Source organism: Ruminococcus sp. AF20-12LB, assembly GCF_003478985.1.
Classification (GTDB): Bacteria; Bacillota; Clostridia; order Lachnospirales; family Lachnospiraceae; genus Blautia_A.
The window spans coordinates 113,455-132,362 of sequence record NZ_QUGH01000010.1; the positions used below are offsets into that span (position 1 = coordinate 113,455).

Genomic DNA, 18,908 nt, shown 5'->3' on the forward strand with positions numbered 1-18,908 from the left:
AAAAGAAAAATGCAGAGAAAGAAAGGAGCAAACCTTATGAAAAATTTATTTAAAAAGATTGGTGCATTATTAGTGGCAGCGGTTATGGTACTGTCTATGTGCACAGCGGTATTTGCAGATAAGGTAGAAGGTGAATACAAAGCTAATATTACTGTTACAAATTTAGCAGCTGATGTAGAGACTACATTGAATGTGTATAATATTATTTATCTTGATGTGGAAAATGGCAATCAGACATGGAAGGTCGTTGATTGGGCTAAAAATTATGTTTCAGAAGATTCTAAGAGCGGTGCATTCACGATTATTGATTCTGATGGATTAAAAAATGCAGCAGATAAACAGCAAAATATAGATTTTACTGCAACAGAATCCGGAACAAGCTATACATTTAAGAATCTTCCAATCGGTGCATATGTTATTCGTGCATTTGATTCCAAAGGTACTTATAGTCTTATGGTAGCTAATACCTATGATAAAAACGGTAATACTTATATGGCTAGTAAATCAGCTGATGTAGTTGCTAAAATGTCAGAATATAAGGTTACAAAAGAGACAGATGATAAGTTTGTTCACAGAGGACAGCGTGTAAACTTTAAAGTAACTACACAGATGGCACCAAAGAAAAATGAAAAAAATGAGGATTTAAAAGAATTTAAAATTACAGATACTTCTACAGGATTAGCTAAAGACAGTTTTAAAATTGAAAACATTACAATTGCTGGTGCTACGAAAAACATTGCAGCTAATAAAGCAATTGCTACTAAGAATAGCGAAGGTAAGATTGAATATACTGTAGATTTAAGTGAATTTATTGAAGGTACAGCGGCTGGTGCAACGGTTGTAGTACAATATAGTGCAGTTGTAGAAGATGATCACACATATAACAACAGTGCTACAGCAAGTGCAGATACTGTTGTGTATACTCCGAGTAAAGTAAATGGTTTTATGGGAAATGTTACTTTAAGGAAAGTTGACACAAATAAAAATATACTGAATGGCGCAGAGTTCCAGTTATTAAAGGTAACTCCTGCTAAAGAAGAAGGTGCTGAGGCAACAAAAACACTAATTAATGTTGTGAAAGTAAAAGATGGTGAGTACAAGGTTGCTCTGGAGGGAGAAACTGATGCTACAACTACATTAGTAGCAACAAGCGGTACATTAAAAGTTACAGGTCTTGATGAAGGCAACTATGAATTCAAAGAGACAAAAGCACCGACAGGTTATAAAGTAAATTCTGATAATAAAGCATTTACAATTGAAGCAAATGAGAATGATGAAGTAACTATTAATGCAGGTGAATTTGTCAATACTAAACTTTCCTCCCTTCCATCCACAGGTGGCATGGGAACATACCTCTTCACTATCATCGGTGTTGTAGTTATGGCTGGCGCTGCTGGTGCTTTCTTCATCAGCCGCAGAAAAGGATCTGAGGAGTAATCGTTTGATTGCCGGATTGATTCAATTCAAAAATTATTTATAAGCAACGACAAAGCAAGTATTAAAACAGAATAGTTTCTGATTATTCTGTTGAAGAAATCATTACCGCCCGGCCCTTTCGGGGGCCGGGATGGTAATACAACAGTATGGAGAAACCTATGAGAAAGAATAAGAAGAAAAATTATATTGGACTTGGTTTGCTGTTTCTGATAGGGTTGTCCATACTGCTGTATCCAATGGTCAGTGATGCCTGGAACCGGTACAGGGACAGCCTGCTGATCAGTAATTATAGCAGCAGTGTTTCTTCGGATGATAATTCGGAGAAGATTGACAGCATGTGGAAGGCAGCGCAGGAGTATAACGAACAGATCAAGCAGGAAAGTGTGCCGGATGCTTTTTCCGTGAGGGATGGCCAGACGGACAGTACATATGAGTCTCTTCTGAACCTGAATGGTGATGGAATGATGGGGTATGTGGAGATTCCTGTGATCGATGTGAGCATTCCAATCTATCATTACACGACAGATGAGTCTCTGGAGAAGGGTGCCGGTCATTTGTTCGGCAGCAGTCTTCCGGTTGGCGGCAAGAGTACTCATTGTATTTTGTCGGCACACAGAGGACTTCCAAGTGCGAAACTTTTTACAGATCTGAATCTTGTGGAAGAGGGAGATGTTTTTTACCTGCATGTGCTGGGTAAGACTCTTGCCTACGAGGTGGATCAGATTCTTACCGTTCTTCCGGAGCAGACAGAGTCTCTGGGTATCACGGATGGGGATGATTATGTAACGTTGGTTACGTGTACGCCTTATGCGGTGAATACGCACAGGCTTCTGGTGAGGGGACACAGAGTTCCGATGAAGGCTGCGAAGGCGGTTCAGAAAACAGAGAAGAAGGTTACCGGAATCACCAATCCGACGCTTCCGATGCTTGCTCTCTGTGTTGTGATCGGAATTGTGATCGCGGTGATCCTGGTTGCCGGTATCAATTCTGTTCAGAACAAAAAACGACGCAGGAAATGATTTATGGCTAAAAAGAAAAAAAAGAAAAAGAGTAATGTTGTCCTGAACATTTTTATCGCCCTGGTGTTTCTGGCGGGGGCGGGGGTGTTCCTTTATCCTACGATCAGTGATATGTGGAACCAGTACCGTAACGCCCAGCTGGTCAGTAAGTACGAGGAAGCGGTAACGGAGCTTTCGGACAATGACTATGACAGGCTGTGGAAAGAGGCGAAGGAGTACAATGCCGAGCATCCGGTGAATGCCATTGTAGATGCTTTTGAGGAAGAGGATACTTATGAGCTGAGTCATCCCTATGACGGAGTCCTGGATCCTAACGGTGACGGACTGATGGGCAGTATCGAGATTCCAAAGATCAAAGCGAAGCTGGCTATCTATCACGGACTGAGCAAGACCGTGCTGGAAAAGGGTGTGGGCCACGTGGAGGGCACCAGTCTTCCAATCGGAGGCAAGAGCACCCATGCGGTTCTGGCGGCGCATCGAGGTCTTCCGAATGCGAAGCTTTTTACAGATCTGGATCAGATGGAAAAGGGAGATATTTTTATCCTGAACATTCTTGGCAAGCATCTGGCCTACAAGGTGGATCAGATCAAGACGGTGCTTCCGGATGAGACCAGTGACCTGGATATTGTTGAGGGCGAGGATCATGTGACACTGGTTACGTGTACGCCTTATGCGGTGAATACCCACAGACTTCTTGTTCGTGGTATTCGGACGAAGTATGTGGAGGAAGAAGTTACTAAGAATGACGAAACGATTCCGCAGAAGCTTGCGGTTGTGGATCCGAAGAGGGTTCTTGCCGGCGGTGCGGCAGCGCTTGTTATTCTGATTCTGCTGATTTACCTGATTGTCCGCCGCAAGGATAAAAAACGCAGAATGAAACAGCTTTCAGAAAGGAAAGAGGAGGCAGAGAGCGATGAAAAATAGAAGAAAGCAAGGGAAAATATTCCGGAGCCTTCTGGCTGTTCTGATGCTGACGGCTATGCTGGTCACGAGTGTTTTGCAGCCGGTTTTCGCCGGGGATTATGAAGCTGGAAAAACAGGTAATCTGACGTTGACGGTTCAGCAGGCGGATGAGGAGGGAAACCAGACTCCGCTGCAGGATGTAGAGCTGACGATCTACAAGGTTGGCAGTGTGAATTTTGATGGTAATGTGCATTTCGTGCTGGATGAGGCACTGGCTGCCGCAGCAATCGATTTTGATTCCATCACGACGGCTGACGGCTGGTATGAAGCAGCAGGGCAGCTGGCAGATATGATCAGCAGCGGAAGCGTGGATGTGTGGGGTCTGTCCAGAACCTCTGATGCAGAGGGTAATATTACTGTTACCGATCTGGCTGAGGGCATGTATCTGGTGGTGCAGACAGATGCGAACAGCAGTGTTGCGGTTTCACCGATGCTGATCTCCGTTCCTTTTGCAGATCAGGAGCAGGGCTGGATGTATGATGTGCAGGCATATCCGAAGACTTCGACGAAACAGCGGGGACAGATCCAGGTTACGAAGAGAATCTATAATGTTGATGAGAACGACAATGTGATTCCTCTGGAAACGAAGGAGGATGTAACTTATAAGGTTGGCGTTTTTTCGGATCAGGAAGGTAATATCCCGTTCCGTGATGATTATTTACAGGATATCCATATCCAGAATGCTTCCAGTGGTACAGCTACATGGACGGATGTTCCGGATGGCACCTATTATGTATTTGAGCTGGATGAGGACGGAAAGCTTCTTCAGCAGAATACGAAGATCGAGGTGGATGAGGAGAATCTTTACTATTACAATGTAACGAAGCCGAATGGTGAGAGTGAAGAGAAGTCCAACCAGGTTGTGATCGGTGGAGATAGTGGTGCTGCTGAGGCTGCGGCTTATGTAAATAACTATTATACAAAGATTTCCGATATATTCAGCCGTAACGGATTTATCAACATTAAGAAGAATGTGATGATCGATGGTGTTGCTTCTACTGTGGATGATACGTTCTATGCAGGTGTGTTCTCCACTGAGAGTAACGGTGAGCTGACGCTTGAGAAGGTAGTGACTCTGAAACAGAATGGTAGTGTTGAGGTAATGTTGGATCTTCCAAAGGATCAGGAGATCAACAGTGTTACTTATACTGTTCTGGAGACGGATAAGGATGGAAATCCGGTTGATGATGATACCTTTAAGTATACAGTTACCGGTCAGGGTGAGGTTACACTGAATAATGATAACCGATATACTGTAACAAAAGAGATCACCAACAGTCTTTCTTCCGAGCCGACACCGATTCCGACTGTTACACCTGGTGGAAATCATGGTGGAAATGATCGGATCACTCCGATCCCGAATAACGGCACAGCGGGCGGAACAGCTCCGAACGATACCAGCGGTACAGCAAGACGTTCTGTAAAGACCGGCGATGATACACCGATCGGCGTATGGGTTGGAATCCTTGCAGCAGCGATCATTGTTGGCGGTGGTGCAGCTTATGGAGTTAGGAGAAAGAAGAAAAAATAAATAACGGATCATTCTGAAGGATGATCGATGGAAGAACCGGGCGATGTGGATGCCCGGTTCTTTTTTTGGAATATTTACGTATTGGGGATGAAAAAGTAACGGGTGATATTTTTTATCGAAAATTGCTCTTGACATTTTGGTATGATAAGTATATTGTATGTGTTGCAGTAAATTTCATAAAAGATAGCCTTTTATTCAGAGTGGTGGAGATACAAAGGATCTGTGAAGCCACGGCAACCCCGGAGAATCCAGGAAGGTGCCAACCTGAGCGAGCAATCGAACAATAAGAGGATTGTTTACAGAACTTAAACAGTCCGGATTGTACGGGCTGTTTTTTATGTGTATAACCGTTGTTTTATTACAAAAGGAGAAGATTATGGAGAAAATTTTATTTACGTCTGAATCTGTAACTGAGGGTCATCCTGACAAGGTCTGCGACTCTATTTCTGATGCGATCCTTGATGCTATGATGGCACAGGATCCGATGAGCCGTGTTGCCTGCGAGACTGCTACTACAACAGGTCTTGTACTTGTTATGGGTGAGATCACAACCAAGGCTAATGTTGATATCCAGAAGATCGTTCGTGATACTATCCGTGAGATCGGATATGACAATGCGGATTATGGCTTTGACGCAAATACCTGTGCGGTTATCACATCACTTGACAAGCAGTCCACAGATATCGCTATGGGTGTTGATAAGGCTCTTGAGCAGAAAGAGGACGATATGAATGAGGACGAACTGGATTCCATCGGTGCCGGTGACCAGGGTCTTCAGTTTGGTTATGCTTCCAATGAGACTGAGGAGTATATGCCATATGCCATCAACATGGCTCACAAGCTTGCTCAGCAGCTGACAAAGGTTCGTAAGGACGGCACTCTGAAATATTTAAGACCGGATGGAAAGACTCAGGTTACTGTTGAGTATGATGAGGCCGGCAAGCCGAAGAGAATCGATGCTGTCGTATGCTCTACACAGCATGATCCGGATGTTACTCAGGAGCAGATCCATGAGGACATTAAGAAGTATGTTTTTGATGCGATCATTCCGGCTGATATGGTTGATGCTGATACCAAGTATTTCATCAATCCGACAGGTCGTTTTGTTATCGGCGGACCTCACGGTGACAGTGGTCTGACAGGACGTAAGATCATCGTTGATACCTACGGCGGAACAGGACGTCACGGCGGCGGTGCTTTCTCCGGTAAGGACTGCACAAAGGTTGACCGTTCTGCTGCTTATGCTGCACGTTATGTTGCAAAGAACATTGTTGCAGCTGGTCTTGCTGACAAGTGTGAGATCCAGCTTTCCTATGCGATCGGTGTTGCTCATCCGACTTCTGTCAGTGTGAATACCTTCGGAACAGGTAAGCTTTCTGAGACTAAGCTTGTTGAGATCGTTCGTGAGAATTTTGATCTTCGTCCGGCTGGTATCATCAAGATGCTTGACCTTCGCCGTCCGATCTACAAGCAGACTGCTGCTTATGGTCATTTCGGCCGTACAGATGTTGATCTTCCATGGGAGCATCTGGACAAGGTTGAGACTTTGAAGAAGTATCTGTAAGAGAGTCAAAAAAAATATTTATATATCCTTTTGGCAGGAATATTGATTTTAAGAAATGCATATGATATAATGCCATTAGGCAAAAGAGATAGTAATAGTTCCAAAAGAACAAAGAGTGAAGCCCCCGGTAGTGCCAATACCGGGGGCTTCTTGCATGGTGAGATGGGGCTTTTTTATAGAAAATTTAGAGATAGGGAATATAGTTTATGTTATAATACGTGTATGCGAATGTGTGAATTTATAAAGGACGGAGATACAGATGAAGTTAAAGACGCGTATTATTGTGGGCTTCGTTGCGATCATCCTGCTGCCGCTGCTTCTTTTTTCCGCAAGTCTGTACGGGTTCAGCCAGACGCAGGCGAGGCATGTGCAGGAGAGCAGCAGCCAGGCTTCGGATTCCAGCCAGATGGTCTATGATATTTCTCTGGCGCAGTCTTCCAGTAACCAGGTGAAGCTGATGGCCAAGGATATGATCCTGACGGCAACGATCATTCTTGTTTTTACTGCTTTGTCAGTAGGGCTGTGGATCTACAGGAGTATTGCGGTTCCGCTGGTGAAGCTTAAGAAGGCTACCAAGAACATCAAGGAGGGGAATCTGGATTTTGTGCTGGAGGTTGAGGGGAATGATGAATTTTCCCAGCTTTGCCAGGATTTTGAGGAGATGCGTAAGCGTCTGAAGGAGTCCACGGAAGAGAAGATCCTGATGGATAAGGAGAATAAGGAGCTGATCAGCAATATTTCCCATGACCTGAAGACGCCGATCACTGCGGTGAAGGGTTATGTGGAGGGAATCATGGATGGTGTGGCGGATACGCCGGAGAAGATGGACCGGTATGTGCGTACCATTTATAATAAGACCAATGAGATGGATCATCTGATCAATGAGCTGACCTTTTATTCCAAGATCGATACCAACCGTATTCCGTATACGTTCAGCAAGCTGAATGTGGAGGATTATTTTTCGGATTGTGCGGAGGAGCTTGGGCTTGAGATGGAGACCAGGGGGATCGAGCTTGTGTATGCCAATTATGTGGAGAAGGGTGTGCAGGTTATTGCGGATGGTGAGCAGATCCGCCGTGTGATCCATAATATTGTGAGTAATGCCATTAAGTATATGGAGAAGCCAAGGGGGATCATCCAGCTCCGGGTGAAGGATGTGGGTGATTTTATCCAGGTGGAGATCGAGGATAACGGCAAGGGTATTGCCGCCAAGGATCTGCCGTATATTTTTGACCGTTTTTACCGTACCGATGTTTCCAGGAATTCTTCCAAGGGAGGAAGCGGTATCGGACTTTCCATCGTAAAGAAGATCATGGAGGATCATGGTGGAAAGGTCTGGGCCACAAGCCGGCTGGGAATCGGAACGATCATGTATTTTGTTCTCAGAAAATATCAGGAGGTACCGATGAATGAGTAGGATTTTGATCATAGAGGATGAGGAAGCGATCGCGGATCTGGAGAAGGATTACCTGGAGCTTTCGGGTTTTGAGGTGGAGATCGAGAACCGTGGTGATACGGGGCTTGTACGTGCCATGAAGGAGGAGTTTGATCTGATCATCCTGGATCTGATGCTTCCGGAGGTGGATGGCTTCGATATCTGCCGGCAGGTCCGTGAGGAGAAGAATACGCCGATCATTATGGTTTCTGCCAAGAAGGATGATATCGATAAGATCCGCGGACTGGGTCTTGGTGCGGATGATTATATGACCAAGCCGTTCAGCCCAAGTGAGCTGGTTGCACGTGTGAAGGCGCATATGGAGCGTTATAACCGGCTGGTTGGTTCCAATGTGCATAAGAATGATGTGATCGAGATCCGTGGTATTAAGATCGATAAGACGGCCAGGCGTGTGTGGGTCAATGGTGAGGAAACTACGTTTACTACCAAGGAGTTTGATCTTTTGACTTTTCTGGCTGAGAATCCGAACAGGGTTTTTACCAAGGAGGAGCTTTTCCGGGAGATCTGGGATATGGAGTCTGTGGGTGATATCGCTACAGTTACGGTGCATATCAAGAAGATCCGTGAGAAGATCGAGTTTAATACGGCCAAGCCGCAGTATATTGAGACGATCTGGGGTGTGGGGTACCGGTTTAAGGTGTGATAGAAATATGATAAAAATGGAGGGGAATATCGTCTGGTGATAGCCCCTCCTTGTTTTTAAGATGAAAAGGACGAACTATGGAAGACAGATTATACAAGAAACTGGAAGCGTATGGTAAGAGTGATTTTTATCCATTTCATATGCCAGGGCATAAGAGGAATCCGCTGGCTGTGGAGGGGGATTTTCCGGTGGAGAGAGATATTACGGAGATTGACGGGTTTGATAACCTGCATCATGCTGAGGATATTTTGAAAAGGGCCCAGGAGGATGCTGCACGGCTTTATGGTGTGCCGGAGAGTTTTTACAGTATTAATGGAAGCTCCGGGGCGATTCTGGCGGCGGTGTCTGCGGCTGTGGATAAGGGTGGACAGATTCTGGTGGCAAGGAACTGTCATAAGGCGGTTTACCATGCGATTTATCTGCGGGATCTGAGTGCTACGTATATTTATCCACATGAAGATCCGAAATTGGGGATAAACGGAGGGATTTCACCCGGCCGTGTGGAAATGTATCTGGCGGAAAATCCGGAGATCCAGGCGGTGCTGATCACTTCGCCGACTTATGACGGGATCGTGTCGGATGTGGCGAGGATCGCGGAGATCGCGCATCACTATGGTGTGCCGTTGATCGTTGATGAGGCTCACGGGGCGCATTTTCGGTTTTCGGATTATTTTCCGGTGTCTGCGGCGCAGCTTGGTGCGGATGTGGTGATCAACAGTGTGCATAAGACGCTGCCCTGTCTGACTCAGACGGGGGTGATCCATCTGTGCAGTGAGCGGGTGAGCCGGGAAAAACTGAAGCGTTTCCTGGGAATCTATCAGAGCAGCAGTCCTTCTTATATTCTTATGAGCAGCATTGATGCGTGCATGGATAAGCTGGAGCGTGAGGGGGATGAGATGTTCCGTGTGTTTACGGAGAATCTGGAAAAAGCACGCAGGCGTCTTTCCGAGTGTAAGTATATCCGGCTGGTGACGCCGCAGGCCTGTGAGTGCCAGAGAGTTTTTGATTTTGACAGATCCAAGATATTGCTTTCTACTGTGAACAGTTCGCTGAACGGCCGGGAGCTGCATCAGATCCTCCGGAGTGAGTTTCATCTGGAAATGGAGATGGAGGCGGAGAATTATGTGCTGGCGCTGGCGGCTGTGGGTGATACTGCGGAGGGCTTTGAGCGGCTTTGTGATGCTATTGAAGAGATCGACCGTCGTGAATCGTTAAAATACAGAGAAGAGGCTGTGGAGAGAGCGCCCTTGAAAAACGGAAAAATGAAGCAGGTCATGCGGATCTCCCAGGCTATGGATGCGGAGAGTGAGCGGTGTCCGCTGGATGAGTGTATCGGACGGACGTCCGGGGAGTTTGCGTATCTTTATCCGCCGGGGATCCCGCTGATCGTTCCGGGGGAACAGATTTCTGGACATTTCGTAAAAAATGTGAGAAGATACCTGGAACAGGGCTTTGAGGTCCAGGGCCTGAGCGACCAGACCAGTGAGACGGTATGTGTTGTGAGAAATGAGTGAGGTGCGTGGCAGCAGACTGCTCTGTGTATTACGGAGCAGAGCGTGTATAGTAACGCATATGCAGCAGAGGAGACATATGGGAAAGATTTTTTACATTATGGGAAAAAGCTCTTCCGGTAAGGACAGTATTTACAGACAGCTAGAGGGGGATCAGGAGCTGGGGCTTAAGCGGCTTGTGATCTATACTACCCGTCCGATTCGGGATGGAGAGGTGAATGGGAGAGAATATTTTTTTGCAGATGAGAATAAACTGAAGGAGTTCCGAAGAAACGGGAAGCTGATCGAGGCGCGTACTTATCAGACGGTTTACGGGCCGTGGACATATTTTACTGCGGATGACGGGCAGGTGTCTGTGGGTAATGACAGCTATCTGGGGATCGGTACACTGGAGTCTTTTGTGAGGCTCCGGGAGTATTACGGCAATGAAGTGATGTGGCCTATTTATATAGAGGTGGAAGACGGAGAGCGTCTGGAGCGTGCGCTTGCCAGGGAGAAGACTCAGGAGGTGCCGAAGTACGAGGAGATGTGCAGGCGTTTTCTGGCAGACCAGAATGATTTTTCCGAGGAAAATATTCTTAAAGCAGGTATATGGAAGCGTTTTGAGAATCATAATCTGGATGAATGTGTGAAGGAGATCGTAAATTATATAAAATCTGTACAATAAGGAAAAATAGTTTTTTTTATACAGAAGATTATGTTATAATTAGTTGAAAGATGTCCGCCGGGTATAACGGAGGGCACAAAAGGCAGAAAGAGGTGATTCTTATGGCAGGATTTCATGACATCATCGGCCATGACGATATAATCAGGCATTTGAAGAATGCGATAGAGACAGGGAAGGTATCCCACTCTTATATTTTTACAGGGGAACCGGGAGCCGGCAAGAAGCTTCTTGCGGGGACTTTTGCGGCAGCACTGCAGTGTGAATCGGGAGAGTCTGAACCGTGTATGACTTGTGATTCCTGTAAGAAGGTGATCGGCAAGAATCATCCGGATATCATTACAGTAACTCATGAGAAGCCAGGAAGCATCAGCATTGACGAGGTGCGTGACCAGGTTGTGCGTGATGTGGATATCAAGCCGTACTGCAGTCCGTATAAGATATATATCATTCCGGATGCGGAGATGATGACGGTGCAGGCGCAGAATGCCATTTTGAAAACTATCGAGGAACCGCCGGAATATGCGGTGATCATGCTGCTGACAAGCAATATCGACAGTCTTCTTCCTACGATCCGTTCCAGATGTGTGCGTCTGGATCTGAAGGTGGTGGATGACAGTCTTGTGAAGGAATATCTGATGGAGCATCTTCAGGTGCCGGATTATCAGGCTGAGATCGATGCGTCTTATGCGCAGGGCAGTATCGGCAAGGCGAAGGAGGCTGCTACTTCTCAGGAGTTTGCGGATATGACTGCCAATGCCCTGAAGATTTTGAAATATGCCAATTCCATGGAGGTTTATGAGCTGACAGAGGCGATCAAGACTTTGACTGCTGATAAGAATAATATCAATGATTATCTGGATATTTTCCAGTTCTGGTTCCGCGATGTTCTGATGTTTAAGGCAACAAGGGAAATTGACAACCTGGTTTTTAAACAGGAGATTAATTTTATCAGAGAGCAGGCCAGCGAGCGTTCTTATGAGAATATCGAAAAAATCCTTGAGGCACTGGAGAAGACGAAGGTGCGTCTCCGTGCCAATGTTAATCTCGAACTTGCCCTGGAGCTCCTGTTCCTGACAATTAGGGAGAAATAGAATGGAAAAGGTAGTTGGAGTCAGATTTCGTAACGTTGGTAAGATTTATTATTTTAATCCTAAGAATTACAAGGTGAAGGTTGGCGATCATGTGATCGTGGAGACTGCCCGTGGTGTGGAGTATGGCCGTGTTGTCCTGGAGCCGCGCAGCGTGAAGGAGGACGAGGTGGTCCATCCGCTGAAGGAGGTTCTCCGTGTTGCAACGAAGGAGGACGAGGACCATGAGGCTGAGAACCGCCGGAAGGAGAAAGAGGCTTTTAAGATCTGCAAGAAGAAGATCCGTGAGCATGGGCTTGAGATGAAGCTGATCGATGCGGAGTATACCTTTGATAATAACAAGGTGCTGTTTTATTTTACAGCGGATGGCCGTATTGATTTCCGGCAGCTGGTTAAGGATCTGGCGTCTGTGTTTAAGACTAGGATCGAGCTTCGTCAGATCGGTGTCCGTGATGAGACGAAGATCCTTGGCGGTATTGGTATTTGTGGAAGGACGCTTTGCTGTCATACGTATCTTTCGGAGTTTGCGCCGGTTTCCATTAAGATGGCGAAGGAGCAGAATCTTTCTCTGAACCAGACGAAGATTTCAGGTGTTTGTGGTCGTCTGATGTGCTGTCTGAAGAATGAGCAGGAGACTTATGAGGAGCTGAACCGGAATCTTCCGGGTATCGGTGATATTGTGACGACGCCGCAGGGTGTTTCGGGTACGGTCCAGAGTGTGAATGTTCTCCGGCAGATGGTTAAGATCGTGGTTGAGGTGAATGACGAGAAGGAGATTCAGGAGTTTCCGGTCCGTGATCTGAGGTTCCGCCCTAAGAGAAAAAAGGGTAAGGGTGGTGCCGGTTCTGCTGACCACGAGGAGAAAGAGGTTAAAAAGGGAGATTCGAAGCCGAATGAGAAGTGATCTGGTTTATTGCGGTGAGCGTGTGGATGATCTTCAGAATGGGTTGTTTGTGATCCAGGATCCGAAGAAGTTTTGCTTTGGGATGGATGCGGTTCTGTTGTCTGGCTTTGCCCGGGTGAAGAGGGGTGAGGTTGCTCTGGATATGGGGACCGGTACGGGGATCATTCCGATCTTGCTTTCTGATCGTACGGATGGGGAGCATTTCACGGGGCTGGAGATTCAGCATGAGTGTGCGGAGATGGCTGACCGTAGTGTGAGGTATAATGGTCTTGAGGACAAGGTTCGGATCGTTGAGGGTGATATCAGGGAGGCTGCCGGGATTTTTGGGGCGGCTTCTTTTGATGTGGTGACGTGTAATCCGCCGTATATGATCGGGCAGCATGGGTTGACGAATCCGCATCTTCCGAAGGCGATCGCGAGGCATGAGATTTTGTGTTCGTTTGATGATGTGGCTTGTCAGGCTGCCCGGGTCCTGAAGGACAGGGGGCGGTTTTTTCTGGTGCACAGGCCGTTTCGGTTTGTGGAGCTGATGGCGACTTTGACGAAGTATAAGCTGGAGCCTAAGAGGATGCAGCTGGTGTATCCTTTTATTGATAAGGAGCCGAATATGGTGTTGATCGAGGCTTGTAAGGGCGGGAATTCCAGAATTCGGGTTGAGCGGCCGCTGGTGGTTTATGAGCGGCCGGGGGTTTATACGGAGGATGTTTTGGAGTTGTATCGGATGGTGTGAATGTTGTGATGTTGTGGCTTAGGGAGGCTGCCTGGTTGGTTGTTTGTTTGGTTGTTTGTTTGGTTGTTTGGTTGGTTGTGAGAGATTGGGTGGCTGTGGTACTTCGGTTGGTGAAGGGACGGCGAGGGGAGGCAGGCTGCTGGTGGTGACACGCTGCGCCCCCTGCTCGGCTGCGGCGCCGGTTTGCTGCCATTCGCGCAAACTCGCTTCGCTCAAACAGTGCGCTCGGTGGCAGCAGCTATCCTCACCTCGCTGACGGGGGCTCCGCTAACGTCACCACCAGCAGCCTGCCTCCCCTCACCTGAGATTCAAAGCGAGAGATCGCAGCGCGTAGTGCGCTGAGTATCGAAGAATACAGACACCTTGCCGGAAGTGAATCATAGAGAAAGTGAAGAAATGAAATAATATCGGCATAGAGTAGCGCGCTGAGTATCGAAGAATACAGAGACCTTGCCAGAAGTGAATCACGGAGAAAGTGAAGAAATGAAATAATATCGGCATAGAGCAGCGCGCTGAGTATCGAAGAATACAGACACCTTGCCAGAAGTGAATCACTGAGAAAGTGAAGAAATAAAATAATATCGGCATAGCGTAGTGCGTTGAGTATCGAAGAATACAGACACAAGTCAACAAATAAGAACAACGAATCCCTTGCACTACTTAAAAAAAGCCCAAGGGGTGTGCAGAGGGGGCGCGGCTTTGCGGCCCCTTTGCGGTTTTCAAAGCTTCCAAACTTAAACAAATCCCCGCGGTCAAGCGGAAACCCCCACGGCCAAGTGGAAAAAAACTCCCCGCGGTCAAGCGAGAAAAGAGGCAAATATGAAACAAAACGGAAAACTATACTTATGTGCCACCCCCATAGGAAACCTCGAAGACATCACCCTTCGAGTACTAAGAACCCTTCGGGAAGTGGATTTAATCGCTGCGGAGGATACCCGCAACAGCATAAAACTGCTGAATCATTTTGATATAAAAACCCCCATGACCAGCTACCACGAATACAATAAGATAGATAAGGGCCATGTCCTTGTGGAAAAGCTGCTGGCAGGTACAAACATTGCGTTGATCACAGATGCAGGTACTCCGGGTATCTCGGATCCCGGGGAGGAGCTTGCCGCCATGTGCTATGAAGCCGGAATTGAAGTGACTTCACTTCCGGGTCCTGCTGCCTGCATCACTGCTCTGACTTTGTCAGGCCTGCATACCAGGCGTTTTGCTTTCGAGGCTTTTCTTCCGGCGGATAAGAAAGAACGAAAAACAATCCTGGAGGAGCTTTCCTGTGAAACCAGGACTATTATCCTGTATGAGGCGCCTCACAGGCTTGTAAGGACCCTTGGTGAGCTCAGAGAGGCGCTTGGCAACCGCCGGATGACTCTTTGCAGAGAGCTGACCAAGAAGCATGAAACGGCATTCCGGACTACGATCGATGATCTGATGGATTTTTATAAAGATGAGAAGCCGTTGGGTGAGTGTGTTCTCGTGATCGAGGGCAGGAGCCGCAGTGAGATGGAGGCGGAGAAGCGTGCTTCCTGGGAGGAGATTTCCATTGCGGAGCATGTGGCGATGTATGAGCAGCAGGGGAATTCCAGGAAGGATGCCATGAAGCTTGCTGCCAAGGATCGTGGTGTTTCCAAGCGGGATATTTATAAGGCGCTTCTGGATGGAGAAGGTTCTGCTGAATGATCAGGTGTAAATTGCGGTATGGATCGTAATAACGTGATCGTGGATGATTGAATAAGCTGCATACTGTGACCAAGGATTTTTTGGGAGCGTATGTGGCTTTTTTTATAGTAATAAAAAGATTACTGTTCACTGGCATCGCGAAGCGTGTTACTGAGAACGGAGTGAACAGTAATATAAAAAGTACTGTACGGATTTTGTCGAAATGATTTGCTTGCAGTACAGACCATATTGTGGTAAGCTGATCTTATCAAAAATAAAAAGCAGTTCCGGGATTCTATGGAAATGCTGTAAAAGCATATTTTCTAAAAATAATCTTATTTTTCTATTACATTTCATATATCAGGCAGATTGCCTGTCATCTCAGAAAATTCATGCTTTTTCCATTTTTCAGCAGGAGTTTTCAGATGAGGCTCCTTGAGATCAAAATAGAGGAGTCGTGTATGATCGTAAACAAAAACAGAACAAACAGCTCTAATCTGCGGCAGTGGCATCCTGCATTTTTTGCTGATATCCAGATAGAACTGGAGTCAGAAAAGGAGAATCTGATTTTTGAGAATGAGCATCAGCTTGGGACGAAACCAATGGAGATCGATGCGCTTGTGATCAAAAAGAAGACCGATATCCCCATTAATAAAAACATCGGAAGGATCTTCCGGAAATATAATATCATTGAGTATAAGAGTCCGACGGATTATATAAGCATCAATGATTTTTATAAGGTGTGCGGATATGCATTTTTTTATAAAGCAGATACGGTAACTGAGGATGAAATCCCAATTGAGGAGATTACGATCTCTTTGGTAAGCAGGGCATATCCCCGGAAGATGCTCCGGCATTTGAGGGAGTTTTGGAAATGCCGGATAAAAAAGATAGAAGAGGGAATTTATTACGTAACAGGGTCTAAGATCCCAATCCAGGTTATTGTAACGGAACAGTTGTCGAAGAAGAAAAATCTGTGGCTGAGAAGTCTGACTGATAGAATAAAAGATAAGAAAGATATGAAACGACTTCTCAATGAATACAGAGAAAAGCAGAAAAATCCTTTGTACGAATCAGTCATGCAGATGATCGTAAGGGCTAATGAGGAAAAATTCAGGGAGGCGGATTGTATGTGTGAAGCATTAAATCGGATCATACAGGATCAGATCGAGGAAAAGATAAGAAAAAGTTTACAGGATGGCTATGATGAAGGTTATGGAATTGGAATGCAGGATGGAATAAAGGATGGGATGCAGCAGGGGATGCAGCAGGGAATGCAGCAGGGGATACAGCAGGGGATACAGCAGGGAATGCAACAGGGAGAACATAGTATTAACAGTTTGATCCTCTGCCTTGCTGAGCTGGGCAGAACGTCTGATATTATAAAATCGGCATCAGATCCGGAATACCAGAAGAAATTGTTAAAAGAATTTGGGCTTTTACTGGAGTAGCTGAATATTCCATATATTTTAAGCGCATATTGTGCTATATGATTTGAAATTGCATTTAATAAGATACTTTTTTGCCTGTATTTCCTATGATTTTGCGTGGAAATACAGGCTTTTTTGTGCTATAATAAACTCTGTATTCGTATGTAAAAAATATTTATTTTACAGGTATAAATGACACTTCCGGAGCGGGTTTGAGAATTGCTTTCTGCAAAATGAAAATACAGTATTTTCTGAAATTAACAGATCAGTTTTTCTTGCTCAGGATTTGATGTAATAATTTCTGAAGCTGCTATGGTTCTGCAGAAATGAATTTTCAAATACGTCCGGATGACAAGAACAGGAGGAATGACATGGGCGCAGAGAATACAGAATACGGCGCGGATCAGATCCAGATCCTGGAAGGACTGGAAGCCGTACGTAAGAGGCCTGGAATGTATATCGGAAGTACCTCCAGCCGTGGACTTCATCATCTCGTATATGAGATCGTGGATAACGCAGTCGATGAAGCACTGGCTGGTTTTTGTACGGAGATCCATGTAGATATCAATCCGGATAATTCCATTACAGTTACAGATAATGGTCGTGGTATTCCGGTTGGCATCAATCATAAGGCTGGTATTCCGGCAGTTGAGGTTGTATTTACCATTCTTCACGCAGGCGGTAAGTTCGGCGGTGGAGGATACAAGGTTTCCGGTGGTCTTCATGGTGTTGGTGCATCTGTTGTAAATGCACTTTCCGAATGGCTGGAGGTTACCATCTACCGAGAGGGTAAGGAATACAGACAGAGATATGAGCGTGGCAAGACTATGTACCCGCTGAAGGTGGTAGGTGACTGTGATCCGGGGCTTTCCGGTACGAAGGTTTATTTCCTTCCGGACAAGGAGATCTTTGAGGAGACTGTTTATGATTATGATATCCTGAAACAGAGACTTCGAGAGATGGCTTTCCTGACTAAGGGTCTTCGTATCGTACTGGAGGATAAGAGAGAGGGACAGGAGCGCGAGAAGGTATTCCACTATGAGGGTGGTATCCGTGAGTTTGTAAGTTACCTGAACAGAAGCAAGGAGGCTCTTTACCCGGAGATCATTTACTGTGAGGGTGAGAAGGACGGCGTGTCTGTAGAGGTTGCGCTGCAGCATAATGACTCCTATACAGAGAACACCTATGGCTTTGTAAACAATATCAATACACCGGAGGGTGGTACACACATTACCGGTTTCCGTAATGCAATCACCAATACATTTAATGATTATGCACGTAAGAACAAGCTTCTTAAGGACAGTGAGCCGAACTTAAGCGGTGATGATATCCGTGAGGGCCTGACTGCGATCGTCAGTGTTAAGATCGAGAATCCGCAGTTTGAGGGTCAGACTAAGCAGAAGCTTGGAAACAGTGAGGCCAGAGGTGCGGTAGACAGTGTTGTAAGTAAACAGCTGGAGATTTTCCTGGAGCAGAATCCTGCAGTTGCCAAGGCTACAGTTGAGAAATCTGTTCTTGCACAGAGAGCCAGAGAGGCAGCCAGAAAGGCACGTGACCTTACAAGAAGAAAATCCGCACTGGACAGTATGTCACTTCCGGGAAAGCTTGCAGACTGTTCTGACAAGAATCCGGAGAACTGTGAGATTTATATCGTAGAGGGAGATTCCGCGGGTGGTTCTGCCAAGACAGCGAGAAACCGTGCCACACAGGCGATCCTTCCACTTCGTGGTAAGATCCTGAATGTTGAGAAGGCACGTCTGGATAAAATTTACGGAAACAAAGAGATCAAGGCAATGATCACTGCCTTCGGAACCGGAATCCATGAGGATTTTGATATTTCCAAACTTCGTTATCACAAGATCATCATTATGACCGATGCCGATGTTGACGGTGCACATATCGCAACACTGCTTCTGACCTTCCTGTATCGGTTCATGCCGGAGCTGATCAAGCAGGGATATGTATACCTGGCGCAGCCTCCTCTCTATAAAGTGGAGAAGAACAAAAAGGTATGGTATGCATATGACGATAATGAGCTGAACAATATCCTTACCGAGATCGGACGTGACGGAAACAATAAGATCCAGCGTTATAAAGGTCTGGGTGAGATGGATGCCGAGCAGCTTTGGGAGACTACTATGGACCCTGAGAAGAGAATCCTTCTCCGTGTGACCATGGATGAAGCTGCCACATCTGAGATCGATCTGACATTTACCACTCTTATGGGAGACAAGGTAGAGCCAAGACGTGAATTTATCGAAGAAAATGCAAGATTCGTTAAGAATCTTGATATCTAGGAGAAT

General features: G+C 46.1%; 15 protein-coding genes and 1 riboswitch. All 15 genes read left to right on the plus strand.

The features are described from left to right. Positions 1–36: 36 nt before the first annotated feature. The 15 genes from DWX61_RS13275 to gyrB all read left to right on the plus strand — a co-directional run bounded on the left by DWX61_RS13275 (position 37) and on the right by gyrB (position 18,902). The gene (locus tag DWX61_RS13275; protein WP_182434004.1) at positions 37–1,437 is read left to right on the plus strand and encodes a SpaH/EbpB family LPXTG-anchored major pilin; all 1,401 of its coding nucleotides are present in this window, start codon (positions 37–39) and stop codon (positions 1,435–1,437) included. Positions 1,438–1,595: 158 nt separating this feature from the next. After that, positions 1,596–2,456 (plus strand): class C sortase, encoded by an 861-nt coding sequence (locus DWX61_RS13280; RefSeq protein ID WP_227752307.1) that lies wholly within the window; start codon positions 1,596–1,598, stop codon positions 2,454–2,456. A 3-nt stretch (positions 2,457–2,459) separates the two neighbouring features. After that, entirely contained in the window at positions 2,460–3,380 is a 921-nt protein-coding gene (locus DWX61_RS13285) for a class C sortase (protein ID WP_118625731.1), read from the plus strand. Continuing rightward, on the plus strand, positions 3,370–4,950 hold the full coding sequence (locus tag DWX61_RS13290; RefSeq protein ID WP_118625733.1) for a pilin N-terminal domain-containing protein: 1,581 nt from the start codon (positions 3,370–3,372) through the stop codon (positions 4,948–4,950). Before DWX61_RS13285 ends, DWX61_RS13290 begins: the two co-directional genes overlap by 11 nt. Before the next feature lie 188 nt (positions 4,951–5,138). Further along, a riboswitch (SAM riboswitch) is annotated at positions 5,139–5,240 on the plus strand. An 86-nt stretch (positions 5,241–5,326) separates the two neighbouring features. Beyond that, the gene (metK, locus tag DWX61_RS13295; RefSeq protein WP_118625735.1) at positions 5,327–6,514 is read left to right on the plus strand and encodes a methionine adenosyltransferase; all 1,188 of its coding nucleotides are present in this window, start codon (positions 5,327–5,329) and stop codon (positions 6,512–6,514) included. Between the two features lie 259 nt (positions 6,515–6,773). Continuing rightward, entirely contained in the window at positions 6,774–7,931 is a 1,158-nt protein-coding gene (locus tag DWX61_RS13300) for a sensor histidine kinase (protein WP_118625737.1), read from the plus strand. Next, positions 7,924–8,613: a response regulator transcription factor gene (locus DWX61_RS13305; RefSeq protein ID WP_015526575.1), complete on the plus strand. Its 690-nt coding sequence runs from the start codon at positions 7,924–7,926 to the stop codon at positions 8,611–8,613. Before DWX61_RS13300 ends, DWX61_RS13305 begins: the two co-directional genes overlap by 8 nt. A 77-nt stretch (positions 8,614–8,690) precedes the next feature. Continuing rightward, positions 8,691–10,127 carry an aminotransferase class I/II-fold pyridoxal phosphate-dependent enzyme gene (locus DWX61_RS13310; RefSeq protein ID WP_118625739.1) on the plus strand — a complete coding sequence of 479 codons (1,437 nt, stop codon included), beginning with the start codon at positions 8,691–8,693 and terminating at the stop codon, positions 10,125–10,127. Between the two features lie 76 nt (positions 10,128–10,203). Beyond that, positions 10,204–10,791, plus strand: coding sequence for a nucleoside/nucleotide kinase family protein (locus DWX61_RS13315; RefSeq protein WP_118625741.1), 588 nt, complete (start codon positions 10,204–10,206; stop codon positions 10,789–10,791). A gap of 101 nt (positions 10,792–10,892) precedes the next feature. Further along, entirely contained in the window at positions 10,893–11,882 is a 990-nt protein-coding gene (gene holB / locus DWX61_RS13320; RefSeq protein WP_118625743.1) for a DNA polymerase III subunit delta', read from the plus strand. A gap of 1 nt (position 11,883) precedes the next feature. Further along, the gene (locus DWX61_RS13325) at positions 11,884–12,783 is read left to right on the plus strand and encodes a PSP1 domain-containing protein (protein ID WP_118516007.1); all 900 of its coding nucleotides are present in this window, start codon (positions 11,884–11,886) and stop codon (positions 12,781–12,783) included. Beyond that, complete coding sequence (locus DWX61_RS13330; RefSeq protein ID WP_118625745.1) at positions 12,773–13,513, plus strand: tRNA1(Val) (adenine(37)-N6)-methyltransferase; 741 nt, start codon at positions 12,773–12,775, stop codon at positions 13,511–13,513. The genes DWX61_RS13325 and DWX61_RS13330 overlap by 11 nt, the downstream gene beginning before the upstream one ends. An 819-nt stretch (positions 13,514–14,332) precedes the next feature. Next, positions 14,333–15,196, plus strand: coding sequence for a 16S rRNA (cytidine(1402)-2'-O)-methyltransferase (gene rsmI, locus DWX61_RS13335; protein ID WP_044962018.1), 864 nt, complete (start codon positions 14,333–14,335; stop codon positions 15,194–15,196). Positions 15,197–15,636: 440 nt separating this feature from the next. Then, on the plus strand, positions 15,637–16,626 hold the full coding sequence (locus tag DWX61_RS13340; protein ID WP_118625801.1) for a 3-isopropylmalate dehydrogenase: 990 nt from the start codon (positions 15,637–15,639) through the stop codon (positions 16,624–16,626). A 350-nt stretch (positions 16,627–16,976) separates the two neighbouring features. Next, on the plus strand, positions 16,977–18,902 hold the full coding sequence (gene gyrB, locus DWX61_RS13345) for a DNA topoisomerase (ATP-hydrolyzing) subunit B (protein ID WP_118625747.1): 1,926 nt from the start codon (positions 16,977–16,979) through the stop codon (positions 18,900–18,902). The last annotated feature ends 6 nt before the right edge of the window (positions 18,903–18,908 follow it).